This is a genomic window from Streptomyces sp. NPDC001816, from assembly GCF_042892235.1.
In the GTDB taxonomy this organism is placed as follows: Bacteria; Actinomycetota; Actinomycetes; order Streptomycetales; family Streptomycetaceae; genus Streptomyces.
In genome coordinates this window covers 113,869-138,293 of record NZ_JBIATY010000015.1, presented here as the reverse complement: position 1 = coordinate 138,293, position 24,425 = coordinate 113,869, and the positions used below count along the sequence as shown (strand labels likewise).

Genomic DNA, 24,425 nt, shown 5'->3' with positions numbered 1-24,425 from the left:
GCAAGTCTTTTGGAGTAACACCCCCATGTCCCACACCCCTCACCTCTACGACTACGTCGTCATCGGCGGCGGCACCGCGGGCTCCGTCATCGCCTCCCGCCTCACCGAGAACCCCGACGTCACCGTCGCCGTCATCGAGGGCGGCCCCAGCGACGTCGGCCGCGACGACGTGCTGACCCTGCGCCGCTGGCTGGGCCTGCTCGGCGGCGACCTCGACTACGACTACCCGACCACCGAACAGCCCCGCGGCAACTCCCACATCCGGCACAGCCGGGCCCGCGTCCTCGGCGGCTGCTCCTCCCACAACACCCTGATCTCCTTCAAGCCGCTCCCGTCCGACTGGGACGAGTGGGAGGCGGCCGGCGCCAAGGGCTGGGGCGCCGTCCCCATGGAGGCCTACTACGCCCGCCTCCTCAACAACATCGTCTCCGTGGACGAGAAGGACCGGAACGCCATCGCCCGCGACTTCGTGGAAGCCGCCCAGAAGGCGCTCGACGTGCCCCGCGTCGAGGGCTTCAACAAGAAACCGTTCACCGAGGGCGCCGGCTTCTTCGACCTCGCCTACCACCCCGAGAACAACAAGCGCTCCTCCGCCTCGGTGGCGTACCTGCACCCGGTGATGGACGAGCGCCCGAACCTCCACCTCTTCCTGGAGACCTGGGCGCACAGGCTGGAGCTGAACGGCACCCGCGCCGAGGGCGTCCACGTGCGCACCAAGGACGGCGAGGAGCTGCTGATACGGGCCCGGGGCGAGGTTCTGCTGTGCGCGGGCGCCGTCGACTCGCCCCGCCTGCTGATGCACTCGGGCATCGGCCCCCGCGAGGACCTGGAGGCGCTCGGCATCCCCGTCGTGCACGACCTGCCGGGCGTCGGCGAGAACCTGCTCGACCACCCCGAGTCGGTCATCGTCTGGGAGACCCACGGACCGATCCCGGAGAACTCCGCGATGGACTCCGACGCGGGCCTGTTCGTGCGCCGGGACCCCGAACACGCGGGCCCGGACCTGATGTTCCACTTCTACCAGATCCCGTTCACGGACAACCCGGAGCGCCTCGGCTACGAGCGCCCGCAGTACGGCGTCTCGATGACCCCCAACATCCCCAAGCCGAAGAGCCGCGGCCGCCTCTACCTGACCAGCGCCGACCCGTCCGTGAAGCCGGCCCTGGACTTCCGGTACTTCACCGACGAGGACGACTACGACGCCCGCACCCTGGTCGACGGCATCCGCATCGCCCGCGAGATCGCCAAGGCCGAGCCGCTCGCCGGCTGGCTCAAGCGCGAGGTCTGCCCGGGCCCGGAGATCGTGGACGACGCCGAGCTGAGCGAGTACGCCCGCAAGGTCGCCCACACCGTGTACCACCCCGCCGGCACCTGCAAGATGGGCGGCGTCGACGACGAACTCGCCGTGGTGGACCCCGAGCTGAGGATCCGCGGCCTCGACGGCATCCGCATCGCCGACGCCTCCGTCTTCCCGACCATGACCGCCGTCAACCCGATGATCGGGGTGCTCATGGTCGGGGAGAAAGCCGTCGACCTGATCGGAGGTGGTGCGTGATGAGTACGACCACTCAGTCGCCCGTGTTCTCGGTGAACGGCCTCTGGAAGGTCTTCGGCCCCAAGGCCGACCGTGTTCCGGCCGACCCGGAACTCAGCACGCTGGCCCCCGCAGAGCTGCGCTCCCGCACCGGCTGCACGGCCGCCGTCCGGGACGTCTCCTTCGACGTGCGCAAGGGCGAGGTCTTCGTCGTCATGGGCCTGTCCGGCTCCGGCAAGTCCACCCTGGTGCGCTGCCTGACCCGGCTGATCGAGCCGACTGCGGGCACCATCGCCATCGACGGCGAGGACGTACGCGCCATGGACAAGGCCCGCCTGCGCGAACTGCGCCGGCACCGCGCCGCGATGGTCTTCCAGCACTTCGGCCTGCTCCCGCACCGCACGGTCCTGGACAACGTGGCCTACGGCCTGGAGATCCAGGGCGTCGGAAAGTCCGAACGGCGCAAGCGGGCCGCCGAGTTCGTCGCCAAGGTCGGCCTGGAGGGCATGGAGAAGCGCCGCCCCGGCCAGCTGTCCGGCGGCCAGCGCCAGCGCGTCGGACTCGCCCGCGCGCTCGCCGTCGACCCCGAGGTGCTGCTGTTCGACGAGCCCTTCAGCGCCCTGGACCCCCTCATCCGCCGCGACATGCAGGACGAAGTGGTCCGGCTGCACCGCGAGGAGGGCCGCACGATGGTCTTCATCACCCACGACCTCAGCGAGGCGCTCAAGCTCGGCGACCGTATCGCCCTGATGCGCGACGGCCGCGTGGTCCAGCTCGGCACCCCGGAGGAGATCGTCTCCTCCCCGGCCGACGACTACGTCCGCGAGTTCGTCCGCGACGTGCCGCGCGAGCAGGTCGTCACCTGCCGCACGGCCATGCGCCCCGCCCACCCGCAGGAGACCGGGACCGGCCCCGCGGTCACCCCCGACGCCCCGGTCGCCGAGGCCATCGAGGCAGTGGCCCGCGCGGGCGCACCGGCCCGGGTGATGGACGCGGGGAAGTGCCTGGGGGTCGTCGGCCACGAGCAGCTGCTGGACGTGGTGGCCGGCGTGTCTGCGGGCGGCGATGCTGCGGTCGCCTCGGGCAGCAACGCCGACATAGCTGCGGGCAGTCGTGCCGCTGGGGCGGCGCCCGTCCCACAGACGGCGGCACCCGGCAAGCGCCGGCAAGCGACCCCGCCCCGGCCCCGCACCAGCCCGGAGGACGTCTGATGGCAACGCTCACCGTCCCCACGGCGAACACAGCAATCCCCGGCTTCCTGAGAAACCGCGCCGCGGCCAAGCTCCTCGCCCTGGCCGGCATCGCCGCGATCCTCGTACCCCTGGTCAACAGCCACTGGGGAAGCAACGCCTGGCCGCACGCGCTCACCGTCGACCTCTCCAAGCCCCTGGCCACCGCCAGCGACTGGGTCATCGACAACCGTGACAGCCACCCCCTGTTCCTCTACTTCTTCGGCTACGTCAGCAACGCCGTCGTACTGGCCGTACGCGCCGTCTACCTCACCCTGCTCGCCGCAGGCTGGGCAGGCGTCACCGCGTTCGGCGCCCTCGTGGCCTGGCGCCTCGGCGGCGTCCGTCTGGCCGCCGGCACGGCGATCGCGTTCCTGGCCTGCGGCGCGCTCGGCATGTGGGTGCCCACCATGCAGACCCTCGCGCTGATGGTGGTCGCCGTACTCGCCTCCGTGGCCGTGGGCGCCCTGCTCGGCCTCGCCGCGGGCCTCTCCGACCGCCTGGACCGCGCCCTGCGCCCGGTCCTGGACACCATGCAGGTGCTCCCGGCGTTCGCGTACCTCCTCCCCGTCGTCCTGGTCTTCGGCATCGGCGTCCCCGCGGCCGTCCTCGCCACCGTCGTCTACGCCGCCCCGCCGATGGCCCGCCTCACCGCGCTGGGCCTGCGCGGCGCCGACCCCGAAGTCCTGGAGGCCGTGGAGTCGCTCGGCGCCACCGCCCGCCAGCGGCTGCTGACCGCCCGTATCCCGCTGGCCCGCAAGGAACTCCTGCTCGGCCTGAACCAGACGATCATGATGGCGCTGTCCATGGCCGTCATCGCCTCCGTCATCGGCGCCGGCGGCCTCGGCGACCGTGTCTACCAGGCCCTCGCCTCCGTCGACGTGGGCGCGGCCCTCGCGGCCGGCATCCCGATCGTGCTGCTGGCGGTGGTCCTGGACCGCGTCACCGCCGCCGCGGGAGCCGCGGGAGACGGCAGCGCAGCCGCAGGAGACGGCACCCCCCGGCCTCGTACCATCGGCTGGCCCTACGCCCTCGCCGCCACCGTGGCCGTGGCCCTGGCCACCCGCCTCCTCGGCGCCCTCGACTGGCCCGCCTCCTGGAGCCTGGACATCGCCGAACCGGTCAACCGCGCCGTCGACTGGATGACCGCCCACCTCTACTCCGGCGTCCCGGTCGTCGGCGGCACCGCCGACTGGGCGGGCCACTTCACCACCTGGATCCTGGACCCCGTCCGCAGCGGCCTGCAGTGGCTGCCCTGGTGGGCGGTGCTGCTCGTCGTCGCCGCGCTGGCTTGGCTCATCGGCACCTGGCGCACCGCCCTGACAGCCGTCCTCGCCATGGCGGCGATCGGCGTGCTCGGGGTGTGGGAGCCCTCGCTCGACACCCTCTCCCAGGTGCTCGCCGCCGTCGCCGTCACCCTCGTCCTCGGTTTCGCGACCGGTATCGCGGCCGCCCGCAGCGACCGTGTCGAACGGGCGCTGCGCCCGGTCCTGGACGTCTTCCAGACCATGCCGCAGTTCGTGTACCTGATCCCGGTCGTCGCCCTGTTCGGCGTCGGCCGCGCGCCCGCCGTCGCCGCGGCCGTCGTGTACGCCCTGCCGGCCGTCGTCCGGATCACCGCGCAGGGCCTGCGCCAGGTCGACCCGGCCGCGCTGGAGTCGGCGCGCTCGCTCGGCGCGACCGGCCGCCAGCAGCTGTGGCAGATCCAGCTCCCGCTCGCCCGGCGGTCGTTGCTGCTCGCCGCCAACCAGGGCGTGGTCCTGGTCCTCGCCGTCGTCATCATCGGCGGCCTGGTCGGCGGTGGCGCCCTCGGTTACGACGTCGCCTTCGGCCTCGCCCAGGGCGACCTGGCGACCGGCCTGGTCGCCGGCGCGGCCATCGTCTGCCTGGGCCTGATGCTCGACCGGGTGACCCAGCCGACCGAACGCCGTGCGAAGAAGGGAGCGTGACATGCGATTCCGTAAGACTGTCCCCGTCGGTGTCCCTGTCGCCGTCGCCGTCGCCGTTCTGGGACTGACCACCGGCTGCGGCGCCGCCGACATGACCAAGCAGGCGTCGCCGTTCGCGAACGCCCAGGGCGCGAAGACGGTCACCCTGTCCGTGCAGTCCTGGGTGGGCGCGCAGTCCAACGTGGCCGTCGCCCAGTACCTCCTCGAACACAAGCTGGGCTACCGCGTCGACACCGTCCAGGTGGACGAGGTGCCCGCGTGGGACGCGCTCAGCCAGGGCCGGGTCGACGCCATCCTGGAGGACTGGGGCCACCCGGACCAGGAGAAGCGGTACGTCACCGACAAGAAGACGATCGCCCGCGGCGGCGACCTCGGGGTGACCGGGCACATCGGCTGGTTCGTCCCGACGTACCTGGCCGAGCAGCACCCGGACATCACCGACTGGAAGAACCTGAACAAGTACGCCCCGCTCTTCCGCACCGCGGAGAGCGGCGGCAAGGGCCAGCTGATGGACGGCTCCCCGTCCTACGTCACCAACGACAAGGCCCTGGTGAACAACCTGAAGCTGGACTACCAGGTCGTCTTCGCCGGTTCCGAGGCGGCCCAGATCACCCAGATGAAGCAGTTCGCCAAGGAGAAGAAGCCCTTCCTGAGCTACTGGTACGCACCCCAGTGGCTGTTCAAGAAGGTCCCCATGACGGAGGTGAAGCTGCCGCCGTACAAGGAGGGCTGCGACGCGGACGCGGCCAAGGTCGCCTGCGCCTACCCGCACACCCCGCTGCAGAAGTACCTCAACGCGGACTTCGCCAAGTCCGGCGGCGAGGCGGCGGCCTTCCTGAAGAAGTTCCGGTGGACGACCGAGGACCAGAACCAGGTCTCCCTGATGATCGCCGACCAGAAGCTCTCGCCCGAGGAGGCGGCGAAGAAGTGGGTGGACAGCCATCCCTCCGTGTGGAAGAAGTGGCTGTCCTGACCCGGCCTACTGCGTGAGGCCGTCGGCGATCTCGCGGAGCGCCTGGGTGGCGCGCCGCTGGAGCCCCGGCCCGAACGTGACGCGGGTGGCCCCGAGTTCGCCGAGCACGGCGGGCGAGGGGCCCTCGCCGTCCAGCCGGGCGAACATGTTGAGCGGGCCCTGGATCCCGGCTCGCAGCAGGGGCAGCACGTCCACCGGAGCGAGGATCGGATACACGCAGTCCGCACCCGCGGCCACGTAGGCCGCGGCCCGCTCGATGGCCCGGTCGGGATCGCCGTCGCCGTGGAGGAAGGTGTCGACGCGGGCGTTGACGAAGAGCCGGTCGGCGGCGGCCGAGCGTACCTCGGCGAGGTACTCGGCGTGCTCGTGCGGGTCCTTGAGGACACCCCCGTTGGAGTCCTCAAGGTTGCACCCGACGACGCCCGCCTCCAGCAGCCGCTCGACCAGCTCCTTCGGTGCGAGCCCGTACCCGCCCTCGACGTCCGCCGAGACCGGCACGTCCACCGCCCGCACGATCCGGGCCACCGCCGCGAACATCTCGTCGGCCGGGGTCGCCCCGTCCTCGTACCCGAGGGAGGCGGCCACCCCCGCGCTCGGCGTGGCCAGCGCCGGGAACCCGGCCTCGACACACACCCGGGCGCTCGCCGCGTCCCAGGGGCCGGGCAGGACCAGCGGATCGCCCTGGGCACGCTTGCGGTGCAGGCTGCGGAACACATCCACCTTGCTCATGGCTGGTAGCCCCCTGGCGGAACACGGCGGCTGACCATGAGACGGTTCCAGCCGTTGATGACGGTGATCAGGCCGATGAGATGGGCGAGTTCGGCCTCACTGAAGTGCTTGGCGGCGGTGTCGTACACCTTGTCCGGCACGAAGCCGTCGGTGAGGACGGTGACTGCCTCGGTCAGCGCCAGCGCGGCCCGCTCCCGCTCGCTGTACTGGTCCTCGGCCTCCTCCCAGGCGTTCAGCAGCTGGATGCGGTCCTCGGACTCGCCGCCCTTCCGGGCCACCCGGAGGTGCATGTCGAGGCAGAACGCGCAGTGGTTGATCTGTGAGGCTCGGATCATGACCAGCTCGGCGAGGACGGGATCGCCGAGCCCCTGCTTGGCGGCCGCGCTCAGCGCCGACATGGCCAGGCCGACCTCGCGGTCCAGCAGCTGGGTACGGCTCACCTGTACTGCCCCGGCTGGTAGTGGCCCGGGGTCATCCGGGTGGTCACGCCGAACCGGTTCCACGCGTTGATCACCGTGATCGCGGCGATCAGCCGGGCCAGCTCCGCCTCCTCGAAGTGTGCGGCGACCCGGTCGTACACCTCGTCCGGCACGAAGCCGTCGGTCAGGACGGTGACCGCCTCGGTCAGCTCCAGCGCCGCCAGCTCCTTCTCGGTGTAGAAGTGCCGCGACTCCTCCCACGCGCTGAGCTGCACGATCCGCTCCACGCTCTCGCCGGCGGCGAGCGCGTCCTTGGTGTGCATGTCGAGGCAGAACGCGCAGTGGTTGAGCTGCGAGGCGCGGATCTTCACCAGCTCGTACAGCGCCGGGTCGAGGCCCTGCTTCGCGGCCGTGTCCAGGCGGATCATCGCCTTGTAGACCTCGGGCGCGTGCTCGGCCCAGCTGAGCCGTGGGGTCTGTTCGGTGGCGTACTTGACGGTTTCCTCTGCAGTGCTCATGTCTTCGACCCTAGGAGCGAGGATGCCCAGGGGTATGGTCCATTTCCATGGCGAATTCATGGGCCACTCTGGGAGTCGACCTGCACCTGGAACCGGCCGGTTCCAGCGGGCTGCGCCGCGGTCTGACCGACGCACTGCGGGACGCCGTCCGCACCGGCCGCCTCGCCCCCGGCACCCGGCTGCCGTCCTCCCGCAGCCTCGCCGCAGACCTGGGCATCGCCCGCAACACCGTCGCCGAGGCCTACGCCGACCTGGTCGCCGAGGGCTGGCTCACCGCTCGCCAGGGCTCCGGCACGAGGGTGGCGGAGCGGGCCGTCGCCCCGCCGGCCGACACTGCCGCACCCCGGCGCCGCGCACCCGGCCGCCCCGCCTGCAGCCTCATCCCCGGCAGCCCCGACCTCGCCGCCTTCCCGCGCACCGAGTGGCTCAAGGCCGCCCGCCGCGCGCTCGCCGCCGCCCCCTTCGACGCCCTCGGCTACGGCGACCCGCGCGGCCGCCCCGAACTGCGCACCGCCCTCGCCGGCTACCTCGCCCGCGCCCGCGGCGTCCGCACCGACCCCGACACGATCATGATCACCGCGGGCTTCTCGCACGCCCTGCGCATCCTCGGGGCGCTGCTGCGGGCGCGCGGGGTGCGGACCGTCGCGGTGGAGTCGTACGGGCTCGACGTCCACTGGGGGCTGCTGAGGAGCGCGGGCCTTGCGACACCCGCGCTGCCCTACGACGAACTGGGCACCGACCCGGGCGCGTTGAGCGACGAGGGTGCCGTACTCGTCACCCCCGCCCACCAGTTCCCGATGGGCATGCCCCTGCACCCCGACCGGCGGACCGCCGTCGTGGAGTGGGCGCGGCGGACCGGCGGGCTGGTCCTGGAGGACGACTACGACGGCGAGTTCCGCTACGACCGCCAGCCCGTCGGCGCCCTCCAGGGCCTCGACCCCGACCGGGTCGTCTACCTCGGCACCGCCAGCAAGTCCCTCGCCCCCGGCCTGCGCCTCGGCTGGATGGCGCTGCCGCCGTCCCTGGTGGAGGAGGCGGCCGCGGCCAAGGGCCGCATCGACACCTGCGGAGCGCTGGACCAGCTGACGCTGGCCGAGTTCATGGTGTCCGGTGCGTACGACCGCCACGTCCGCTCCTCCCGCCTGCGCTACCGGCGCCGCCGTGATGCGTTGGCCGCCGCCGTTGCCGATCGCGCGCCGGACGTCCGGGTCACCGGGATCGCGGCCGGCCTGCACGCCGTGCTGCGGCTGCCTCCCGGCACCGAGCAGTCGGTGATCCAGGCAGCGACCTGGCAGGGCCTGGCCCTGCACGGGCTCGCCTTCCACCGGCATCCGGAGGCCGTCTCCGAGCCGCTGGACGCGCTGGTGGTGGGGTACGGGACGCCGCCGGACAGTGCGTGGGCGGGGGCGTTGGAGGCGTTGTGCAGGGTGTTGCCTTGAGGGTGACTGAGGTGAGTCCGGCCGGCCAGCGCTGCAACCGGCTACGGTACGTACCCGTAGCTTGGAGGGTGGAGAGGAGCCCGAAGGTGCCTGACGCCAACGTCCGTATCCCTGAGGAAGCACGGGACCGGCTCGCCGCCATAGCGGCAGGCGAAGGCATGTCGCTGCGTGCCTACCTGGCCCGGCTCGCCGAAACCCTGCTCACCCCCGCCGAGCGGGCCGGGCGGGCCGAGCAGGCCCGCGCTGCCTTGAAGGAGTGGACCGGCTATGCGCCGACTCCCGCTGAGGAACGGGACCTCGACAGCGAGCTGGACCGGCGGCTGGCACAGGCGGCTGCCCGGTGAGCGACGCGATGCAACCGACCCCGGACCGGCCTGACGGGGCGATCATCGCTACGACCTCCCCCGACCGTTGGATCGGCGAGCCGGTCCGCGTACTGGACCTCAATCCCTGACGCCCTGGGCCAGGGGGTTGCAGGGGAGGGCGGCAGGGGTCGACCACGAACGACCCTGCGGCGGACGGGGAGTGACGGTGTAGAAGCATGCTGCCCCTGGTGCCCAGGGCTCGTCCTGGGCACCCAGCGAGTGGCGTGTTCGATGAGGCGGCTTCAGGCTTCTTCCGCCACCGGCGCCTCCCCGAACCGCGCCAGCGCCAACGCCCCCGCCACCGCCACCGCGAACCCCAGCACAGCCAGCCAGGTGAAGCCCTCCCGCGTCCGGTCGCCGAGCCAGATCACGCCGATCGCCGCCGGGCCGATCGTCTCGCCGATCACCAGGCCGGCCGTCGCCGTCGTCACCGCGCCGCGCTGCAGGGCGGAGGTCAGCAGGATGAAGGCGGCGGCGCCGCCGATCAGGAGGGCGTAGGCCGCCGGGTTGGTGAGCAGATCGGCCAACCGCAGCGAGTCGATCAGGCGGACCGACACCTCCACGACCCCGAATCCGAAACCCGCTCCCAGCCCCAGCACCAGCGCCCGCAGCCGCCCGGACAGCCGCCCGCCCAGCAGAGCGAGGACCAGCATGCCGACCGCCGTCGCGAGCATCGCCCACTTCAGGACGTCCGAACCCTCCTGCTCGCCCTCCGGCCCGGACGCCACCCCCAGCATCGCGAGCCCGACGCAGACCACGCCCACCGCGCCCCACTCCATACCGCTCAACCGCACCCGCAGCAGGCGCGCCGCGACCACCGCGGTCACCGCCAGACTCGACGCCAGTGCCGCGCTGACCGCGTAGATGGGAATCGAGCGCAGCGCGGCGATCTGGAACAGGAAGCCAAGACCGTCCAGCGCAAGGCCCGCCAAGTACCGCCACTGCCTGAGCGCCCGCAGCAGCAGTGCCGCCTCGCCGCCCCCGCCAGTTCCGGCCTCCCGCGCCGCGATCGCCTGCAACACCGTCGCCGTACCGAAGCAGACCGCCGCGGCCAGGGCACACACCATTCCAAAGAGCACGAAGTGACTCTAGGCGAGGGGTGAACCGGTAACCCGCCTCGAAGGCCGCTCTCACCGTTCTCTAGGCTGACCGCCGAAAACAGGCCAGCCAACGGGCAGGCCGGCCAACGGGGAGACACCAGCATGGACACCGCACGACGACGCCTTCGCTCAGGAACCGTTCTGCTCGGCGGCATGGGCCTGCTCGCCACCGCCCTGACCGCCTGCTCCTCCGCCCCGGACAAGCGCTGCGTCGACCGCGACAGCTACCGGCTCGCCAAGGGCTACAAGGTCGTCTCCGACAAGAACTGCAAGTCCACCAAGGCCTTCGTCAACGGCGCCTGGTACTACGGCGGCAAGAAGAAGGGCTCCTGGGTGAGCGGCGGCTCCTTCACCAAGCCGAGCAAGGGCTCCGGCTCGCATTCCAGCTCGGGCGGCTCGCACGGCGGCGTCCACCGTGGCGGCTTCGGCGGCGGCCACGGCAGCTCCGGCGGCTGACGAGGAAACGCCCCATGGAACGCCGTACGACCACCCCCCGCCCCGGCTGGCAGCAGACCGTCGAGGAGCAGGGGCTCGTCTACCCCCTGACCCGCCACCCCGACGGCTCACTGCGCCCCTACTGGGACGAGAGCGCCTACTACGTCTTCACCCTGGACGAGGTCGAGGCACTGGAGGAGACCGTCGAGGAACTGCACCGCATGTGCCTCGCGGCCGCCGAGCACATCGTGGCCGAGGGCCGCCTCGCCGACCTCGGCATCACCGACCCGCGCGTCGCCGAGGCCGTCACCGAGGCCTGGCGGCGCCGCGCCGAACTCCCCTCCGTCTACGGCCGGTTCGACCTGCGGTACGACGGCACGGGCCCGGCCAAGCTGCTTGAGTACAACGCGGACACCCCGACCTCGCTGGTCGAGGCCGCCTCCCCCCAGTGGTTCTGGATGGAGGAGCGCTTCCCCGGCGCCGACCAGTGGAACTCCCTGCACGAACGCCTGGTCGACGCCTGGCGCGAGCAGGCCGCGCTGCTCCCGCCGGGCAGCCCGCTGCACTTCGCGCACTCCTCCGCCGACGAACTCGGCGAGGACCTGATGACGGTCGCCTACCTGAAGGAGACCGCCGAACAGGCCGGCCTCGCCACCGACTGGATCTCCATGGAGGAGATCGGCTGGGACACCCTCTCCGGCCGCTTCGTGGACAACGGGCTCCGCTTCATCCGCAGCATCTTCAAGCTCTATCCGTGGGAGTGGCTCACCACCGACGCCTTCGCAGGGCATGTCCTCGACACCCTGGACAACGGCGGCGGCACCGGCAGCACCCTGTGGATCGAACCCGCCTGGAAGATGCTCCTGAGCAACAAGGCCCTGCTGGCGATCCTCTGGGAGCTGTACCCCGGCCACCCGAACCTGCTGCCCGCCTACCTGGACGGCCCGCGCGAGCTGGCCGGGCCGACGGGCTATGTCGCCAAGCCGCTGCTCGGACGGGAAGGCGCGGGCGTGACCGTGCACGAGCCCGGCGCCGAACCCGTCGTACGCGACGAGCCCTGCTGCTACCAGCAGCTCGCCCCGCTGCCCGCCTTCGACGGCAACCACCTCGTCCTCGGCGCCTGGGTCGTCCGGGACGAGCCGGCCGGCCTCGGCCTGCGCGAGTCCTCGGGCCTGATCACCGACGAGTACGCCCGCTTCCTGCCGCACGTGATCCTCTAGGCCGCCAGGACCTCCCGCAGCTGGGCGAGACCCCAGTCCAGGTCCTCCTTGCTGATCACCAGCGGCGGCGCGATCCGGATCGTCGCACCGTGGGTGTCCTTCACCAGGACACCCCGGTCCATCAGCCGCTCGGACACCTGCCGGCCCGTCCCGACGCTCGGCGCGATGTCGACCCCGGCCCACAGCCCCCGCCCGCGCACCGCCGTCACCTTGCCGGTGCCGAGCAGGGCGCCCAGCTCCCGGTGCAGATGCTCGCCGAGCTCGGCGGACCGCGCCTGGTACTCGCCCGTCCGCAGCATCCTGATCACCTCCAGCGCCACCGCACACGCCAGGGGGTTCCCGCCGAACGTCGATCCGTGCTCACCCGGCCCGAACACCCCGAGCACCTCGGTGCTCGACACCACCGCCGACACCGGCAGGATCCCGCCGCCCAGCGCCTTCCCCAGCACGTACACATCCGGTGCGACCCCCTCGTTCTCGCACGCGAAGGTCCGCCCGGTCCTGCCAAGACCCGACTGGACCTCGTCGGCGATGAACAACACGTCCCGCTGCCGGGTCAGCTCCCGCACCGCCGGCAGATAGCCGGCCGGCGGGACGATCACCCCCGACTCGCCCTGGATCGGTTCGAGCAGCACCGCGACCGTGTTCTCGGTGAGCGCCTCCCGCATCGCGGTCAGGTCGCCGTACGGCACGATCTGGAAGCCCGGCGTGTACGGCCCGAAGTCCGCCCGCGCCTCGGGGTCGGTGGAGAAGCTGATGACCGTCGTCGTACGGCCATGGAAGTTGCCGCTCGCGACCACGATCTTCGCCATCTCGGCGGGCACCCCCTTGATCCGGTACCCCCACTTCCGGGCGGTCTTCACCGCGGTCTCCACCGCCTCGACGCCGGTGTTCACCGGCAGCACCATCTGCATGCCGCACAGCGCGGCCAGCTCGGTGCAGAACGCGGCGAACCGGTCGTGGTGGAACGCCCGCGACGTCAGCGTCACCCGCTCCAGCTGCGCCCGGGCCGCCGCCACCAGCCGCGGGTGGCCGTGGCCGAAGTTCAATGCCGAGTACCCGGCCAGCAGGTCGAGGTAGCGCCGCCCCTCGACATCCGTCATCCAGGCCCCCTCCGCGGTGGCGACGACCACCGGCAGCGGGTGGTAGTTGTGCGCACTGTGGGCGTCGGCGGCGGCGATGAGCGTCTCCGTAGCGTTCACGGGAACTCCAAAGGGCCAGAGAGTCGGATGCACCCCCTTCTTATCCTCGCTCGCATGGTGGACGCGGGACCTGCGCGATCCGGCGCGCCCGGTAGGCTGATCAGCGGGCCGTGACTGGCGCGCTAGGGATGGGACGGACCATCGGGGAGCGGCCCGAGCGGGAAAACAGTGCCGTGCGCCTGGGCCGAACGTGAACGCTGTACGCACACCGTCCGGAGGTCCCCATGCCGAAGCAGCACCTCTCCACCGAGTCCACCGCCTTCCGCGCCGCCCTCGACGTCATCCGTGCCGTCGAGCCGGGCGTCGCCGACGCCATCGGCCAGGAGGTGGCCGACCAGCGCGAGATGCTGAAGCTGATCGCCTCCGAGAACTACGCCTCCCCGGCCACCCTGCTGGCGATGGGCAACTGGTTCAGCGACAAGTACGCCGAGGGCACCATCGGCCGCCGCTTCTACGCCGGCTGCCGCAACGTCGACACCGTGGAGTCCCTGGCCGCCGAGCACGCCAAGGCGCTCTTCGGCGCCCGGCACGCCTACGTCCAGCCGCACTCCGGCATCGACGCCAACCTCGTCGCCTTCTGGGCCGTGCTCGCGGACCGCGTGGAGGCCCCGTTCCTGGAGAAGACCGGCGCCCGCCAGGTCAACGACCTCTCCGAGGCCGACTGGGCCGAGCTGCGCCAGGCCTTCGGCAACCAGCGCATGCTCGGCATGTCCCTGGACGCCGGCGGCCACCTCACCCACGGCTTCCGCCCGAACATCTCCGGCAAGATGTTCGACCAGCGCTCCTACGGCACCGACCCGGCCACGGGCCTGATCGACTACGAGGCGCTGCGCGCCCAGGCCCGCGACTTCAAGCCGCTGATCATCGTCGCGGGCTACTCCGCCTACCCCCGTCTGGTGAACTTCCGCATCATGCGCGAGATCGCCGACGAGGTCGGCGCGACCCTCATGGTCGACATGGCCCACTTCGCCGGTCTGGTCGCCGGCAAGGTCCTGACCGGCGACTTCGACCCGGTCCCGCACGCCCAGATCGTCACCACGACCACCCACAAGTCCCTGCGCGGCCCGCGCGGCGGCATGGTCCTGTGCGACGACTCCCTGAAGGACCAGGTCGACCGCGGCTGCCCGATGGTGCTCGGCGGCCCGCTCCCGCACGTCATGGCCGCGAAGGCCGTCGCCCTCGCCGAGGCCCGTCAGCCCTCGTTCCAGGACTACGCCCAGCGCATCGTCGACAACTCGCGCGCCCTCGCCGAGGGCCTGATGAAGCGCGGCGCCACCCTGGTCACCGGCGGCACGGACAACCACCTCAACCTGATCGACGTGGAGACGTCGTACGGCCTCACGGGCCGCCAGGCGGAGACAGCCCTCCTCGACTCGGGCATCGTCACCAACCGCAACGCCATCCCGGCCGACCCGAACGGCGCCTGGTACACCTCCGGCATCCGCATCGGCACCCCGGCCCTCACTACGCGGGGCCTGGGCACGGCGGAGATGGACGAGGTCGCGGGCCTGATCGACAGGGTCCTCACGACGACGGAGCCGGGCACCACCAAGTCGGGAGCCCCGTCCAAGGCGGCCCACGTCCTGGACGACAAGGTGTCCCAGGAAATCGCACAGAGGGCAACGGACCTGGTGGCAGGCTTCCCGCTGTACCCGGAAGTCGACCTGGGCTGATCACTCCCTGAGGGGCGACGCCCCAGGGGCGCGGGGCCGCATCAAATATGCGGCTCCGCCGCGCGGGCGCGACCAGCCACCACGGTCCGCAGTTCCCCACGCACCGAACCCCCCGATCCCTCTGCGACAATAAAAAACATGGCTTCCGCTGACCAACCTCGCGTGCTCTCCGGCATCCAGCCCACCGCCGGCTCGTTCCACCTCGGCAACTACCTCGGCGCCGTCCGCCAGTGGGTGGCCCTGCAGGAGTCCCACGACGCCTTCTACATGGTCGTCGACCTGCACGCGATCACGGTCCCGCAGGACCCGAAGGACCTGCGCGCCAACACCCGCCTGGCCGCGGCCCAGCTGCTGGCCGCCGGTCTGGACCCCGACCGCTGCACCCTCTTCGTGCAGAGCCACGTGCCCGAGCACGCCCAGCTCGCCTGGATCATGAACTGCCTCACCGGCTTCGGCGAGGCCAGCCGGATGACCCAGTTCAAGGACAAGTCCGCCAAGCAGGGCGCCGAGCGGGCCTCCGTCGGCCTGTTCACGTACCCGATCCTGCAGGTCGCGGACATCCTGCTGTACCAGGCCAACGAGGTGCCGGTCGGCGAGGACCAGCGCCAGCACATCGAGCTGACCCGCGACCTCGCCGAGCGTTTCAACGGCCGGTTCGGCGACACGTTCACGATCCCGTCGCCGTACATCCTCAAGGAGACGGCGAAGATCTACGACCTTCAGGACCCGTCGATCAAGATGAGCAAGTCGGCGTCCACGCCGAAGGGCCTGATCAACCTGCTCGACGAGCCGAAGGCGACGGCCAAGAAGGTCAAGAGCGCCGTCACCGACACCGACACCGTGATCCGCTACGACGCGGAGAACAAGCCGGGCGTGTCGAACCTCCTCACCATCTACTCCACGCTCACCGGCAAGTCGATCGCCGAGCTGGAGCAGGACTACGAGGGCAAGATGTACGGCGCGCTCAAGACGGACCTCGCCGACGTCATGGTCGAGTTCGTGACGCCGTTCCGGGAGCGCACCCAGCAGTACCTGGACGACTCCGAGACGCTCGACTCGATCCTCGCCAAGGGTGCGGAGAAGGCGCGCGCGGTTGCCGCGGAGACACTTGCGCAGGCGTACGACCGGGTGGGTTTCCTGCCGGCGAAGCACTGAGAAGCACGAACCGGCGCTGAGGCGCACGACCGTACACACCTCCGAGCGGGCAGAGCGCTGCACATCACTTCCACTGCGCCTGCCCACAGGACACCCGTGGCCGTACAGTCGATAGCCGACGGCCCGGACGAAGACGCGACGAAGACGGCGGCGAAGACGGCCGGAAGACATCACGCGACGACAGGAGACGACGTGGGGACCGTAACGATCGGCGTGTCGATCGCGGTCCCGGAGCCTCACGGCAGCCTGCTCCAGGAGCTGCGCGCGGGCTTCGGCGACGCCGCGGCTCACGGCATCCCCACGCATGTCACCCTGCTGCCGCCGACCGAGGTGGACGCGACCGACCTTTCGGCGGTCGAGGCGCACCTCACGCAGGTCGCGGCGGCCGGCCGGCCGTTCCCGATGCGGCTGTGCGGGACCGGCACCTTCCGGCCCCTGTCGCCGGTCGTCTATGTGCGTGTCGCGCAGGGTGCCGAGGCCTGCGCCTGGCTGCAGCAGCGGGTGCGGGACGCCTCGGGTCCGGTGGCGCGCGAGCTGCAGTTCCCGTACCACCCGCATGTCACGGTCGCGCACGGCATCGACGAGGAGTCGATGGACCGCGCCTTCGCCGAGCTGGCCGGCTTCGAGGCCGAGTGGCCGTGCACCGGGTTCGCGCTGTACGAGCAGGGCGCCGACGACGTGTGGCGCAAGCTGCGGGAGTACACGTTCGGCGGATCCGTGGTGCCTCCGCAGGGGTGCCACGCGGACGTCGAGCGCGGGGCGCTCCGCGGGTAGTGCCGCGATGTGCCGTCACTCGTCTGCGGCATCGTTGTGGCTGGTCGCGCCCACGCGGCGGAGCCGCATATGTGATGCGGCCCCGCGCCCCTTTGGGGCGCCGGACCAGGGCGCTAGATCGGCAGCCGTCGGAACAGTGCCCGCGGCGTGTGCCGCAGAGCCGTCATCACCAGCCTGAGCGCGCCCGGCACCCACACCGTCTCCGAGCCGCGGCGCAGGCCCAGTTCGACGGCCGTGGCGACGGCCTCGGGGGTGGTGGCGAGCGGGGCCGCGGGCAGGTCCGCCGTCATGCGGGTACGGACGAATCCGGGGCGTACGACCATGACGTGCACGCCGGTGCCGTAGAGCGCGTCGCCGAGGCCCTGGGCGAAGGCGTCGAGGCCGGCCTTGCTGGAGCCGTAGATGAAGTCGGCGCGGCGGGCCCGTTCGCCGGCGGCGGCGGAGAGGACCACCAGGGAGCCGTGGCCCTGGGTCTGCAGGGCGCGGGCCGCGGTCAGGCCCGCCGACACGGCTCCGGTGTAGTTGGTCTGGGCGACCCGGACCGCGCGCAGGGGCTCCCGCTCGTCGTGGGCCTGGTCGCCGAGGATGCCGAACGCGAGCAGCACCAGGTCGATGTCGCCCTCGGCGAAGACCTTGCCGAGGACCTCCTCGTGGGACTCGGGGTCGAGGGCGTCGAAGGCGACGGTGCGGACCTCGGCGCCCAGGGCATGCAGCTGCTCGGCGGCCTGGTCCAGGGCGGGCGAGGGCCGGCCGGCCAGCCAGACGGTGCGGGCGCGGCGGGCGATCAGCCGGCGGGCGGTGGCCAGCGCGATCTCGGACGTGCCGCCGAGGACGAGCAGGGACTGGGGCAGAGCGGTGGCGTCCTTCATGACAGCCGACCGTATCGTCCGCATATGTCTGTCTTGCTGAAGAAACGCGGTGTTGACGCCACCCAGAACGGGCACAGTCCGATCATGGAGTGGCTGAAGAAGCTCCCTGGTATCGGGCCGGTCGTCACCTGGGTGATGTCCACGCACGCATGGCGGTCATACGAGCGTCTTGACCGGGTGAAGTGGACGCGGCTGGCCGCCGCGATGACCTTCATCAGCTTCGTGTCACTGTTCCCGCTGCTGACGCTGGCCGCCGCGATCGCCGCCGCCACGCTCAGCGAGTCTCAGCAGAAGGACCTGCAGAACAAGATCGCCGACCAGGTCCCCGGCCTCTCCGACCAGCTGAACATCGGCGCCCTGGTCCAGAACGCCGGCACCGTCGGAATCATCGCCGGTGTCGTGCTGCTGTTCACCGGGATGGGCTGGGTCAGCCAGATGCGCGACTGCCTGCGCGCGGTGTGGGAACTGCCCGACAGCGAGGAGAACCTGGTCCTGGCCAAGGCCAAGGACGCGGGCATCCTGGTCGGTCTCGGCGGAGCCGTCGTCGCCACGCTCGCCATCTCCACCGTAGCCTCCGCGCTGGTGGGCTGGATCACCGACCAGGCCGGCCTCGACCGGGCGAGCTGGGGTGGCATCCTGCTGCGGATCATCGCGTTCTCGGTCGCCGTGCTCGCCGACTTCCTGGTCCTGCTCTACGTCCTGACCCTGCTGCCCGGCGTCGAGCCACCGCGCAGCCGCCTGCTGGTGGCGGCGCTCATCGGGGCGGTTGGTTTCGAACTGCTGAAGCTCCTGCTCAGCGGCTACATCCAGGGGGTCGCCGCGAAGAGCATGTACGGCGCGTTCGGCGTCCCCGTGGCGCTGCTGCTGTGGATCAACTTCACTGCGAAACTCCTCCTGTTCAGCGCCGCCTGGACGGCGACGCCGAGCAAGGAGAACGAGGAGAGCGAACGCGAGGACGTCAGGACCGCGTCCGACGGCGCATCAGGTCAGGCAGCGGCCAACGGCGGTTGACCAGGAACACCCCGCCGCCGAGCAGCACCAGCAGCCCGCCGGCGACGGCCAGGGCGATCCCGACGCCGCTGGAGCCGCCCGTGGCGGTGGCGCTCGCCACCGGCTTCGAGCCGGACCCGCCGGTCTTCCCCGCCGCCCCGGCGGAGGCGGTGGCGCCGGGACTCGGGGTGGACTGCGCGGCGCTCTTCGGCGGGACCAGCTCGCCCACCGGGCTGACCTTGCCCGCCGCCTTGAAGCCCCAGTCGAGCAGCTTCGCCGTCTCCTTGTAGACCTCGTTGTGCTCGTGCTTCTCCGGGTTCATCACCGTGACCAGCAGCACCCTGCCGTTCCGCTCGGCGACACCGGTGAAGGTGGCGCCCGCGTTGGTGGTGTTGCCGTTCTTCACCCCGGCGATGCCCTGGTACACGGGCACGTCGGTGTCGCCGCTCAGCAGCCGGTTGGTGTTCTGGATCTCGCCGTCCCCGAATTTCGCCCGCACCGTCGAGCAGTAGTCGCGGAAGTCCTTCTTCTGCAGCCCGGAGCGGGCGAACAGCGTCAGGTCGTACGCCGACGACATCTGCCGCGGCGCGTCGTAGCCGTCCGGGCTGACCACGTGCGTGTCCAGGGCCTGCAGTTCGTCGGCGTGGTCCTGCATGTCCTTGACGGTCCGCGCGATGCCGCCGTTCATCGCGGACAGCACGTGCACGGCGTCGTTGCCCGAGCGCAGGAAGACGCCGAGCCACAGGTCGTGGACGGTGTAGGTGTGGCCCTCCTTTATCCCGACCACGCTGGAGCCGACGCCCATGCCGGCCAGGTCGTTCGGCACCACCTTGTGCTCGGTCGTCTTCGGGAACCTCGGCAGCACGGTGTCGGCGAACAGCATCTTCAGGGTGCTCGCCGGGGGCAGCCGCCAGTGCGCGTTGTGTGCGGCGAGGACATCGCCGGACTCGGCGTCGGAGACGACCCAGGAGCGGGCGGTGAGGTCCTTGGGGAGCACGGGCACGCCGGCGGCGAGGTTCACCTGCGTCCCGGGCAGCCCGAGCCGGGCTCCGCCGACCTGCGACATCTGCGCCGGGGGCGTGGCCGTCGGGCTCGTCGACGGGGTCGGGGCCGCGAGCGCGGCGGGCACGGTGACGGACAGGGACAGCAGCGTGGCGGTGGTGACCAGCAGGGATCGCCTGACGGTCTTCTTCGGTGCGGGCACGGCCCTGAACGTACCCGGCACGGGCCGCGAAGTCCCGTCGCCCACCCCACCCCGGACACGGAACCGCACATCGAACGGCGATACTGATGTCATGAAGCTCAGCCGCCCGGTCTCCTGGTTCCTGCTCGCCTTCGGGGTGTGGAGCTGGGTCATCTGGGTCACTTTCGTCAAGAACCTGGTCAAGGACGCCAGCGGTCTCGCCTTCGACGACGGTCACCCGACCGCGTACTTCTGGGTGCACCTGCTGCTGGCGGTCGTCTCCTTCGTATTGGGGACGGTCATCGGGGTCATCGGGTTGCGCGGACTGCGCGCACTGCGCCGGATGTCATAGCGGGGGAACTCGGCAGCGTGGTCATCGTCTTCGTCCTTGTCGCGTTGGCCGTCCTGGTGCTGGGGCACTGGTACGTGTGGCGCCGTCTGGTCCGCGACACGACCCGCGGCCCGGGCCGCGCCCGCCGCGCCGGCACGGTGGTCTTCGTCGCAGGCCCGCTCCTGATGATCACGGCCCTGGTCGCCGATCGCTCGGGCGCCCCCTTCTGGCTCCAGCGCACCCTCGCCTGGCCCGGCTTCCTGTGGATGGCGCTGGCGCTGTACCTGCTGCTGGCGGTGGTGGCGGGAGAGACGGTACGACCGATGCTGAGACGCGTCCTGGACCGGCGGCACCCCGTGGAGCCACTTCCCGGCCGACAGCTTCTGGCGACGGGCGTGCACGGCCCGGCGGTCGCGGGGGCGGAGCCCCCAAGTACGCCCGCTGCGGCACCGGAACCGGCCCAGGAACCCACGGCACAGAACCCCACCCGCCGCCTGGTCGTCTCCCGCGTCATCGGCGGAGCCGCAGCCGCCGCAGCCGTGGGTACCGTCGGCTACGGCACCTACGGCGTTCTGCGCGGGCCCCGGGTGAAGCGGGTCACCGTCCCGCTCGCCAAACTCCCGCGCGCCGCACACGGCTTCCGGATCGCCGTCGTCAGCGACATCCACCTCGGCCCCGTCCTGGGCCGTGGCTTCGCGCAGCGGGTCGTCGACACCGTCAACGCCACCCAGCCCGACCTGATCGCGGTCGTCGGCGATCTGGTGGACGGCAGCGTCAAGGACCTCGGCCCGGCCGCCGCACCCCTCGCCCAGCTCACCGCCCGGCACGGCGCGTTCTTCGTGACCGGCAACCACGAGTACTTCTCCGGCGCCGAACAGTGGGTCGCCGAGGTGCGCACGCTCGGCCTGCACCCGCTGGAGAACGCGCGCACCGAGCTGCCGTACTTCGACCTGGCCGGCGTGAACGACCTCCAGGGCGAGAGCGAGGGCCAGGGCCCGGACTTCCACAAGGCGCTCGGGGACCGGGACCCGGCCCGCGCCTGCGTGCTCCTCGCCCACCAGCCGGTGCAGATCCACGAGGCCGTCCGGTACGACGTCGACCTCCAGCTCTCCGGCCACACCCACGGCGGCCAGCTCTGGCCCGGTAACCTCATCGCCGCCGCGGCCAACCCGACCGTGGCCGGTCTCGACCGGTACGGCGACACACAGCTGTACGTCAGCCGGGGCGCGGGCGCGTGGGGTCCGCCGACGCGTGTGGGGGCGCCGTCGGACGTGACAGTGATCGAACTCGCCGCGACGCGAGCGTGACCAAAACTCACCCCACCCCTGTGAAGACGCTGTGAAACCCAGCGGAAACAACGTCTCGGTAAGTTCTTGCACATCTGGTCAGAAAGCCCTTCCCCCAGGTGAAAGTCCTGTGATTAGGTGAGCCGCGCCGCTTAGGGGAGTGGCGAAAATGTGCTGGCCAGGGGTAGGGCCCTGGAGGGCCTGGGGAGGGCACCACCATGCGATCTGTTCGCATGCGCATTCTCGTGACGCTGCTCGTACTCGCTGTCGTGGGAATCGGCGGCTGGCAGTTGCTGCCGTCGCAAACGGACAAGAACAAGACGATCAGGGTCGGTACGACCGACGCCGTCACTTCACTGGACCCCGCGGGCGCGTACGACGCCGGTTCCTGGGCCCTGTTCAGCAACGTCTTCCAGACGCTGCTCACCTTCGAGCCGGGCGGTGTCGAGCCGGTCCCGGACGCCGCGAAGAGCTGCGACTTCGTGGGCAGCGGGCTGAAGACGTACCAGTGCCGGCTGCGTGACGACATCACTTTCCCGAGCGGGCGCAAGATGACCGCCGACGACGTCCGGTACTCCTTCGAGCGGGTGAAGAAGATCGACGCCCCCGTCGGCCCGGCGTCGCTGTTCTCCACGCTCGGCACGGTGACTGCCGACAGCGCGACGACGGTCACCTTCCATCTGTCGTCCCCGGACGCCACCTTCCCGCTGAAGGTCGCCACGGGCGCAGGTGCCATCGTCGACAAGGACAAGTACCCGGCCACCGCCCTGCGCAAGGACGACGGCGTCGACGGCACCGGCCCGTACACGCTGACCTCGTACACGAAGGACGAGAAGGCCGACCTCGACCCGTACGGGAACTACAAGGGCTATCTGAGCGGCACCGGCCGCCCGATCGAGCTGCGCTACTACACCGACTCCGACCAGCTCAACAGCGCCTGGCAGGACAAGCAGGTCGACGTCGCCACCCGGACGCTGCCGCCGAGCGTGCTGTCCCGGCTGAACCCGAGCGACCCGGACAACCGCGTCACCGAGTCCGACAGCGCCGAGACCCGCAACCTCTACCTCAACACCCGCGCCGCCTCGCCGCTGCACGACGTGCGCGTGCGCCGTGCCCTGGCCTGGCTGGTCAACCGCGAGAAGCTGGCCGCCAAGGTGTACGAGGGCACGGTCGACCCGCTGTACTCGCTGATCCCGACCGGCATCACCGGCCACACCACCGCCTTCTTCGACGACTACCCGACACAGAGCACCCAGAAGGCGCGGGACCTGCTCACCCAGGCCGGCGTGACCCTGCCGGTGCACTTCACCTTCGGCTACGGCAAGAACCGGGGCGCGGGCGAGAAGGAGGCCGCCGAGCTGAAGAAGCAGCTGGAGGCGGGCGGCCTGTTCAAGGTGGACGTCCGGGGCTACGAGTGGACCGACTTCCAGAAGCGCTGGGCCGCCGGGAAGATGGACGCGTGGGCGGTCGGCTGGGTGGCCGACTACCCCGACCCGGACACCTTCGGCTCCCCGCTCGTCGCCACCGGCTCCACCATGGCCACCGGTTACAGCAACAAGGTCGTCGACCACCTCATCCTGGACAGCCAGCAGTACGCCGACCGCCCGCGGGCCGCGAACGACTTCCATGACATCCAGGCGGCCGTGGCGACCGACGTGCCACTGATCCCGCTGTGGCAGCGCAAGGAGTACGTGGTCAGCACCGAGGACGTCGGCGGCGGCCAGTACCTCACGGACGGCACGGGCGTCTTCCGCCTGTGGCGTCTGCAGTGGATCTGATCAGCCCGTCTCGTCGCGGCGAGCCCTGGCCCCCGGGTCCGGCAGTGCCTTCGTCATCCCCGGCAGGAAGTCCGTGAACAGTTCGTGGACTTCGAGCACCAGGGGGCGCAGCACCCGGAAGCGGGCCAGGGCGACCCCGCGGGCGGTCAGCCGCGCGCCCCGGCGGGCCAGCCGGTAGCTGCGCTCACGTCCCTCGGTGCGGTCGAACACCCAGTACAGGACGAGGCCCATCTGGGAGAGCCACATCAACTCCGGGAGCACGTCCCGGAGTTCGGGCGCGACCTTGGACTTGGATCCGGCCAGCACCTCACGGTGGACGCTGATGGCCTGCTCACGAGCGTGCTCGCTCTCCGGTGAGAACGGGCTGAGCGGGCTGTCGGGGTCGGCGGCGTTCTTGAAGAACTGCACCGCGAACTCGTGGTACGGCTTGGCGATGTCCAGCCATGCGGTCAGCACGCCCGCGAGCCGCGCCTCCAGGTCGGTCTCCCGGTCCAGGACCTCCCGGACCGCCACCTGGTGCTCGGCGGCGATCCGGTCGTAGAAGCCCTGGATCAGGTGCTCCTTGCCCGCGAAGTAGTAGTAGGCGTTGCCTACGGAGACCCCGGCCTCCTTGGCGATGGCCCGCATGGTCGTCTTGTCGTAGCCCCGCTCCTGGAACATCCGCATGGCGGTCTCCAGGATCAGGGCGCGGGTCTGCTCGGACTTGGTCGGGGATCCGGCTTCGGGGCCGTCGTTCTTCGCGGGCACGGGAGGAGCCTAACCAGTCGGGCAGGCACCGTCTGAACAGGACGGCGGGTTGTAACTCCAGCCCGTGCCCGGGTGGTACGCCCACCCGTCCGCGCGTCGGTACGACTGCCCACCCCACTGCGCACCGCCCCGCTGCGTACCGCCCCACAGCGCACCCCGCCACTTCGCGGCCGCCAGCGCCGCACCCCGGGCCAGCTTGGCCCCGGCCGGGGTGCTCAGCTTGTGGGCGAGCGGGCGGTGTTCGCGCAGGGCCCACAGGACGACGATCCAGGCCCGGGAGGCCTGGTAGACCTGGCCGGAGTCGCCGATCACGGTGATCTCGTCGAGGGTGGCGGAGTGGTCGAGCCCCGGGTAGCGCCTGCGGGCCTCGGCGGATCCGGCCGGCACCAGCTCCAGCGGCACCAGCTGCGGCTGCCGTACCAGCCAGTCGCGCAGATGGGTGCACAGGGCGCACTCGGCGTCGTACAGGACGGTGAGCCGGCGGACCGGGACGCCCGTGGCGTCCCGGTCACCCGTGGCCGTCATGG

Annotated in this window: 24 protein-coding genes and 1 riboswitch; of the genes, 15 read left to right on the top strand and 9 right to left on the bottom strand. The window is 71.2% G+C overall.

The genetic code is table 11. The features are described 5' to 3' along the window. Positions 1-25: 25 nt before the first annotated feature. From ACFYZZ_RS38795 to ACFYZZ_RS38780, 4 genes are read left to right on the top strand one after another with little or no spacing between them, the layout of a single operon-like run. Positions 26-1,555 carry a GMC family oxidoreductase gene (locus tag ACFYZZ_RS38795; RefSeq protein WP_389186748.1) on the top strand — a complete coding sequence of 510 codons (1,530 nt, stop codon included), beginning with the start codon at positions 26-28 and terminating at the stop codon, positions 1,553-1,555. Continuing rightward, positions 1,555-2,745: a glycine betaine/L-proline ABC transporter ATP-binding protein gene (locus tag ACFYZZ_RS38790; RefSeq protein ID WP_389186746.1), complete on the top strand. Its 1,191-nt coding sequence runs from the start codon at positions 1,555-1,557 to the stop codon at positions 2,743-2,745. Before ACFYZZ_RS38795 ends, ACFYZZ_RS38790 begins: the two co-directional genes overlap by 1 nt. After that, on the top strand, positions 2,745-4,712 hold the full coding sequence (locus ACFYZZ_RS38785; protein ID WP_389186743.1) for an ABC transporter permease: 1,968 nt from the start codon (positions 2,745-2,747) through the stop codon (positions 4,710-4,712). Before ACFYZZ_RS38790 ends, ACFYZZ_RS38785 begins: the two co-directional genes overlap by 1 nt. A gap of 1 nt (position 4,713) precedes the next feature. Then, positions 4,714-5,685 carry an ABC transporter substrate-binding protein gene (locus tag ACFYZZ_RS38780; protein WP_389186740.1) on the top strand — a complete coding sequence of 324 codons (972 nt, stop codon included), beginning with the start codon at positions 4,714-4,716 and terminating at the stop codon, positions 5,683-5,685. A 6-nt stretch (positions 5,686-5,691) separates the two neighbouring features. Here the strand turns inward: ACFYZZ_RS38780 and ACFYZZ_RS38775 are convergent, their stop codons facing one another. Genes ACFYZZ_RS38775 through ACFYZZ_RS38765 form a run of 3 tightly spaced genes read right to left on the bottom strand, consistent with a single transcriptional unit; the run spans position 5,692 to position 7,351 of the window. After that, a complete protein-coding gene (locus ACFYZZ_RS38775) occupies positions 5,692-6,414 on the bottom strand; it encodes an isocitrate lyase/phosphoenolpyruvate mutase family protein (RefSeq protein ID WP_389186738.1) in 723 nt (240 codons plus the stop codon). Continuing rightward, the gene (locus ACFYZZ_RS38770) at positions 6,411-6,854 is read right to left on the bottom strand and encodes a carboxymuconolactone decarboxylase family protein (protein ID WP_389186735.1); all 444 of its coding nucleotides are present in this window, start codon (positions 6,852-6,854) and stop codon (positions 6,411-6,413) included. The genes ACFYZZ_RS38775 and ACFYZZ_RS38770 overlap by 4 nt, the downstream gene beginning before the upstream one ends. Beyond that, positions 6,851-7,351, bottom strand: coding sequence for a carboxymuconolactone decarboxylase family protein (locus ACFYZZ_RS38765; RefSeq protein WP_389186732.1), 501 nt, complete (start codon positions 7,349-7,351; stop codon positions 6,851-6,853). The genes ACFYZZ_RS38770 and ACFYZZ_RS38765 overlap by 4 nt, the downstream gene beginning before the upstream one ends. 47 nt (positions 7,352-7,398) lie before the next feature. Between ACFYZZ_RS38765 and ACFYZZ_RS38760 the strand changes: the two genes are divergently transcribed. Next, positions 7,399-8,790 carry a PLP-dependent aminotransferase family protein gene (locus ACFYZZ_RS38760; protein WP_389186729.1) on the top strand — a complete coding sequence of 464 codons (1,392 nt, stop codon included), beginning with the start codon at positions 7,399-7,401 and terminating at the stop codon, positions 8,788-8,790. Between the two features lie 86 nt (positions 8,791-8,876). Continuing rightward, positions 8,877-9,134 carry a hypothetical protein gene (locus ACFYZZ_RS38755; RefSeq protein ID WP_389186726.1) on the top strand — a complete coding sequence of 86 codons (258 nt, stop codon included), beginning with the start codon at positions 8,877-8,879 and terminating at the stop codon, positions 9,132-9,134. Positions 9,135-9,397: 263 nt separating this feature from the next. Here ACFYZZ_RS38755 and ACFYZZ_RS38750 read toward each other — a convergent pair whose 3' ends face one another. Then, on the bottom strand, positions 9,398-10,222 hold the full coding sequence (locus tag ACFYZZ_RS38750) for a DMT family transporter (RefSeq protein WP_389187034.1): 825 nt from the start codon (positions 10,220-10,222) through the stop codon (positions 9,398-9,400). Between the two features lie 135 nt (positions 10,223-10,357). Between ACFYZZ_RS38750 and ACFYZZ_RS38745 the strand changes: the two genes are divergently transcribed. Then, complete coding sequence (locus tag ACFYZZ_RS38745) at positions 10,358-10,711, top strand: hypothetical protein (RefSeq protein ID WP_389186724.1); 354 nt, start codon at positions 10,358-10,360, stop codon at positions 10,709-10,711. Between the two features lie 14 nt (positions 10,712-10,725). Beyond that, a complete protein-coding gene (locus ACFYZZ_RS38740) occupies positions 10,726-11,910 on the top strand; it encodes a glutathionylspermidine synthase family protein (protein WP_389186722.1) in 1,185 nt (394 codons plus the stop codon). On the opposite strand, the gene rocD is transcribed toward ACFYZZ_RS38740, so the two are convergent. Further along, the gene (gene rocD / locus ACFYZZ_RS38735; RefSeq protein WP_389186719.1) at positions 11,907-13,112 is read right to left on the bottom strand and encodes an ornithine--oxo-acid transaminase; all 1,206 of its coding nucleotides are present in this window, start codon (positions 13,110-13,112) and stop codon (positions 11,907-11,909) included. The two genes, ACFYZZ_RS38740 and rocD, sit on opposite strands and share 4 nt — an antisense overlap. A 100-nt stretch (positions 13,113-13,212) precedes the next feature. After that, a riboswitch (ZMP/ZTP riboswitch) is annotated at positions 13,213-13,304 on the top strand. 32 nt (positions 13,305-13,336) lie between these two features. Here rocD and ACFYZZ_RS38730 point away from each other — a divergent pair. The 3 genes from ACFYZZ_RS38730 to ACFYZZ_RS38720 all read left to right on the top strand — a co-directional run bounded on the left by ACFYZZ_RS38730 (position 13,337) and on the right by ACFYZZ_RS38720 (position 16,714). Next, a complete protein-coding gene (locus tag ACFYZZ_RS38730; protein WP_389186716.1) occupies positions 13,337-14,785 on the top strand; it encodes a glycine hydroxymethyltransferase in 1,449 nt (482 codons plus the stop codon). A gap of 138 nt (positions 14,786-14,923) precedes the next feature. Next, entirely contained in the window at positions 14,924-15,940 is a 1,017-nt protein-coding gene (trpS, locus tag ACFYZZ_RS38725) for a tryptophan--tRNA ligase (RefSeq protein WP_389186714.1), read from the top strand. Positions 15,941-16,132: 192 nt separating this feature from the next. Next, entirely contained in the window at positions 16,133-16,714 is a 582-nt protein-coding gene (locus tag ACFYZZ_RS38720) for a 2'-5' RNA ligase family protein (RefSeq protein WP_389186711.1), read from the top strand. 113 nt (positions 16,715-16,827) lie between these two features. Here the strand turns inward: ACFYZZ_RS38720 and ACFYZZ_RS38715 are convergent, their stop codons facing one another. Continuing rightward, positions 16,828-17,583 (bottom strand): decaprenylphospho-beta-D-erythro-pentofuranosid-2-ulose 2-reductase, encoded by a 756-nt coding sequence (locus ACFYZZ_RS38715; RefSeq protein WP_389186709.1) that lies wholly within the window; start codon positions 17,581-17,583, stop codon positions 16,828-16,830. A gap of 84 nt (positions 17,584-17,667) precedes the next feature. Here ACFYZZ_RS38715 and ACFYZZ_RS38710 point away from each other — a divergent pair, with 84 nt between their 5' ends. Next, on the top strand, positions 17,668-18,594 hold the full coding sequence (locus tag ACFYZZ_RS38710; protein WP_389187031.1) for a YihY/virulence factor BrkB family protein: 927 nt from the start codon (positions 17,668-17,670) through the stop codon (positions 18,592-18,594). Here ACFYZZ_RS38710 and ACFYZZ_RS38705 read toward each other — a convergent pair. Continuing rightward, a complete protein-coding gene (locus tag ACFYZZ_RS38705; RefSeq protein WP_389186706.1) occupies positions 18,542-19,777 on the bottom strand; it encodes a D-alanyl-D-alanine carboxypeptidase family protein in 1,236 nt (411 codons plus the stop codon). The genes ACFYZZ_RS38710 and ACFYZZ_RS38705 overlap by 53 nt on opposite strands. A gap of 91 nt (positions 19,778-19,868) precedes the next feature. Between ACFYZZ_RS38705 and ACFYZZ_RS38700 the strand changes: the two genes are divergently transcribed. From ACFYZZ_RS38700 to ACFYZZ_RS38690, 3 genes are all read left to right on the top strand, one after another. Continuing rightward, positions 19,869-20,108 (top strand): SCO4848 family membrane protein, encoded by a 240-nt coding sequence (locus ACFYZZ_RS38700; protein WP_386578437.1) that lies wholly within the window; start codon positions 19,869-19,871, stop codon positions 20,106-20,108. A 17-nt stretch (positions 20,109-20,125) separates the two neighbouring features. Next, positions 20,126-21,394 (top strand): metallophosphoesterase, encoded by a 1,269-nt coding sequence (locus ACFYZZ_RS38695; RefSeq protein WP_389186703.1) that lies wholly within the window; start codon positions 20,126-20,128, stop codon positions 21,392-21,394. A gap of 197 nt (positions 21,395-21,591) precedes the next feature. Then, complete coding sequence (locus ACFYZZ_RS38690; protein WP_389186700.1) at positions 21,592-23,151, top strand: ABC transporter substrate-binding protein; 1,560 nt, start codon at positions 21,592-21,594, stop codon at positions 23,149-23,151. Here ACFYZZ_RS38690 and ACFYZZ_RS38685 read toward each other — a convergent pair whose 3' ends face one another. Continuing rightward, positions 23,152-23,898, bottom strand: coding sequence for a TetR/AcrR family transcriptional regulator (locus ACFYZZ_RS38685; protein WP_386578441.1), 747 nt, complete (start codon positions 23,896-23,898; stop codon positions 23,152-23,154). It abuts the gene before it with no gap. Between the two features lie 9 nt (positions 23,899-23,907). Then, positions 23,908-24,423 (bottom strand): thiol-disulfide oxidoreductase DCC family protein, encoded by a 516-nt coding sequence (locus ACFYZZ_RS38680; protein ID WP_389187028.1) that lies wholly within the window; start codon positions 24,421-24,423, stop codon positions 23,908-23,910. Positions 24,424-24,425: the final 2 nt, after the last annotated feature.

Excerpts from the sequence above, each read along its gene's own strand:
- ACFYZZ_RS38795 (WP_389186748.1), top strand. The coding sequence starts at position 26 with ATGTCCCACACCCCTCACCTCTACGACTACGTCGTCATCGGCGGCGGC.
- ACFYZZ_RS38790 (WP_389186746.1), top strand. The coding sequence starts at position 1,555 with ATGAGTACGACCACTCAGTCGCCCGTGTTCTCGGTGAACGGCCTCTGG.
- ACFYZZ_RS38785 (WP_389186743.1), top strand. The coding sequence starts at position 2,745 with ATGGCAACGCTCACCGTCCCCACGGCGAACACAGCAATCCCCGGCTTC.
- ACFYZZ_RS38780 (WP_389186740.1), top strand. The coding sequence starts at position 4,714 with ATGCGATTCCGTAAGACTGTCCCCGTCGGTGTCCCTGTCGCCGTCGCC.
- ACFYZZ_RS38775 (WP_389186738.1), bottom strand. The coding sequence starts at position 6,414 with ATGAGCAAGGTGGATGTGTTCCGCAGCCTGCACCGCAAGCGTGCCCAG.
- ACFYZZ_RS38765 (WP_389186732.1), bottom strand. The coding sequence starts at position 7,351 with ATGAGCACTGCAGAGGAAACCGTCAAGTACGCCACCGAACAGACCCCA.
- ACFYZZ_RS38760 (WP_389186729.1), top strand. The coding sequence starts at position 7,399 with ATGGCGAATTCATGGGCCACTCTGGGAGTCGACCTGCACCTGGAACCG.
- ACFYZZ_RS38750 (WP_389187034.1), bottom strand. The coding sequence starts at position 10,222 with ATGGTGTGTGCCCTGGCCGCGGCGGTCTGCTTCGGTACGGCGACGGTG.
- ACFYZZ_RS38745 (WP_389186724.1), top strand. The coding sequence starts at position 10,358 with ATGGACACCGCACGACGACGCCTTCGCTCAGGAACCGTTCTGCTCGGC.
- ACFYZZ_RS38740 (WP_389186722.1), top strand. The coding sequence starts at position 10,726 with ATGGAACGCCGTACGACCACCCCCCGCCCCGGCTGGCAGCAGACCGTC.
- ACFYZZ_RS38730 (WP_389186716.1), top strand. The coding sequence starts at position 13,337 with ATGCCGAAGCAGCACCTCTCCACCGAGTCCACCGCCTTCCGCGCCGCC.
- trpS (WP_389186714.1), top strand. The coding sequence starts at position 14,924 with ATGGCTTCCGCTGACCAACCTCGCGTGCTCTCCGGCATCCAGCCCACC.
- ACFYZZ_RS38715 (WP_389186709.1), bottom strand. The coding sequence starts at position 17,583 with ATGAAGGACGCCACCGCTCTGCCCCAGTCCCTGCTCGTCCTCGGCGGC.
- ACFYZZ_RS38710 (WP_389187031.1), top strand. The coding sequence starts at position 17,668 with ATGGAGTGGCTGAAGAAGCTCCCTGGTATCGGGCCGGTCGTCACCTGG.
- ACFYZZ_RS38700 (WP_386578437.1), top strand. The coding sequence starts at position 19,869 with ATGAAGCTCAGCCGCCCGGTCTCCTGGTTCCTGCTCGCCTTCGGGGTG.
- ACFYZZ_RS38690 (WP_389186700.1), top strand. The coding sequence starts at position 21,592 with ATGCGATCTGTTCGCATGCGCATTCTCGTGACGCTGCTCGTACTCGCT.
- ACFYZZ_RS38680 (WP_389187028.1), bottom strand. The coding sequence starts at position 24,423 with ATGACGGCCACGGGTGACCGGGACGCCACGGGCGTCCCGGTCCGCCGG.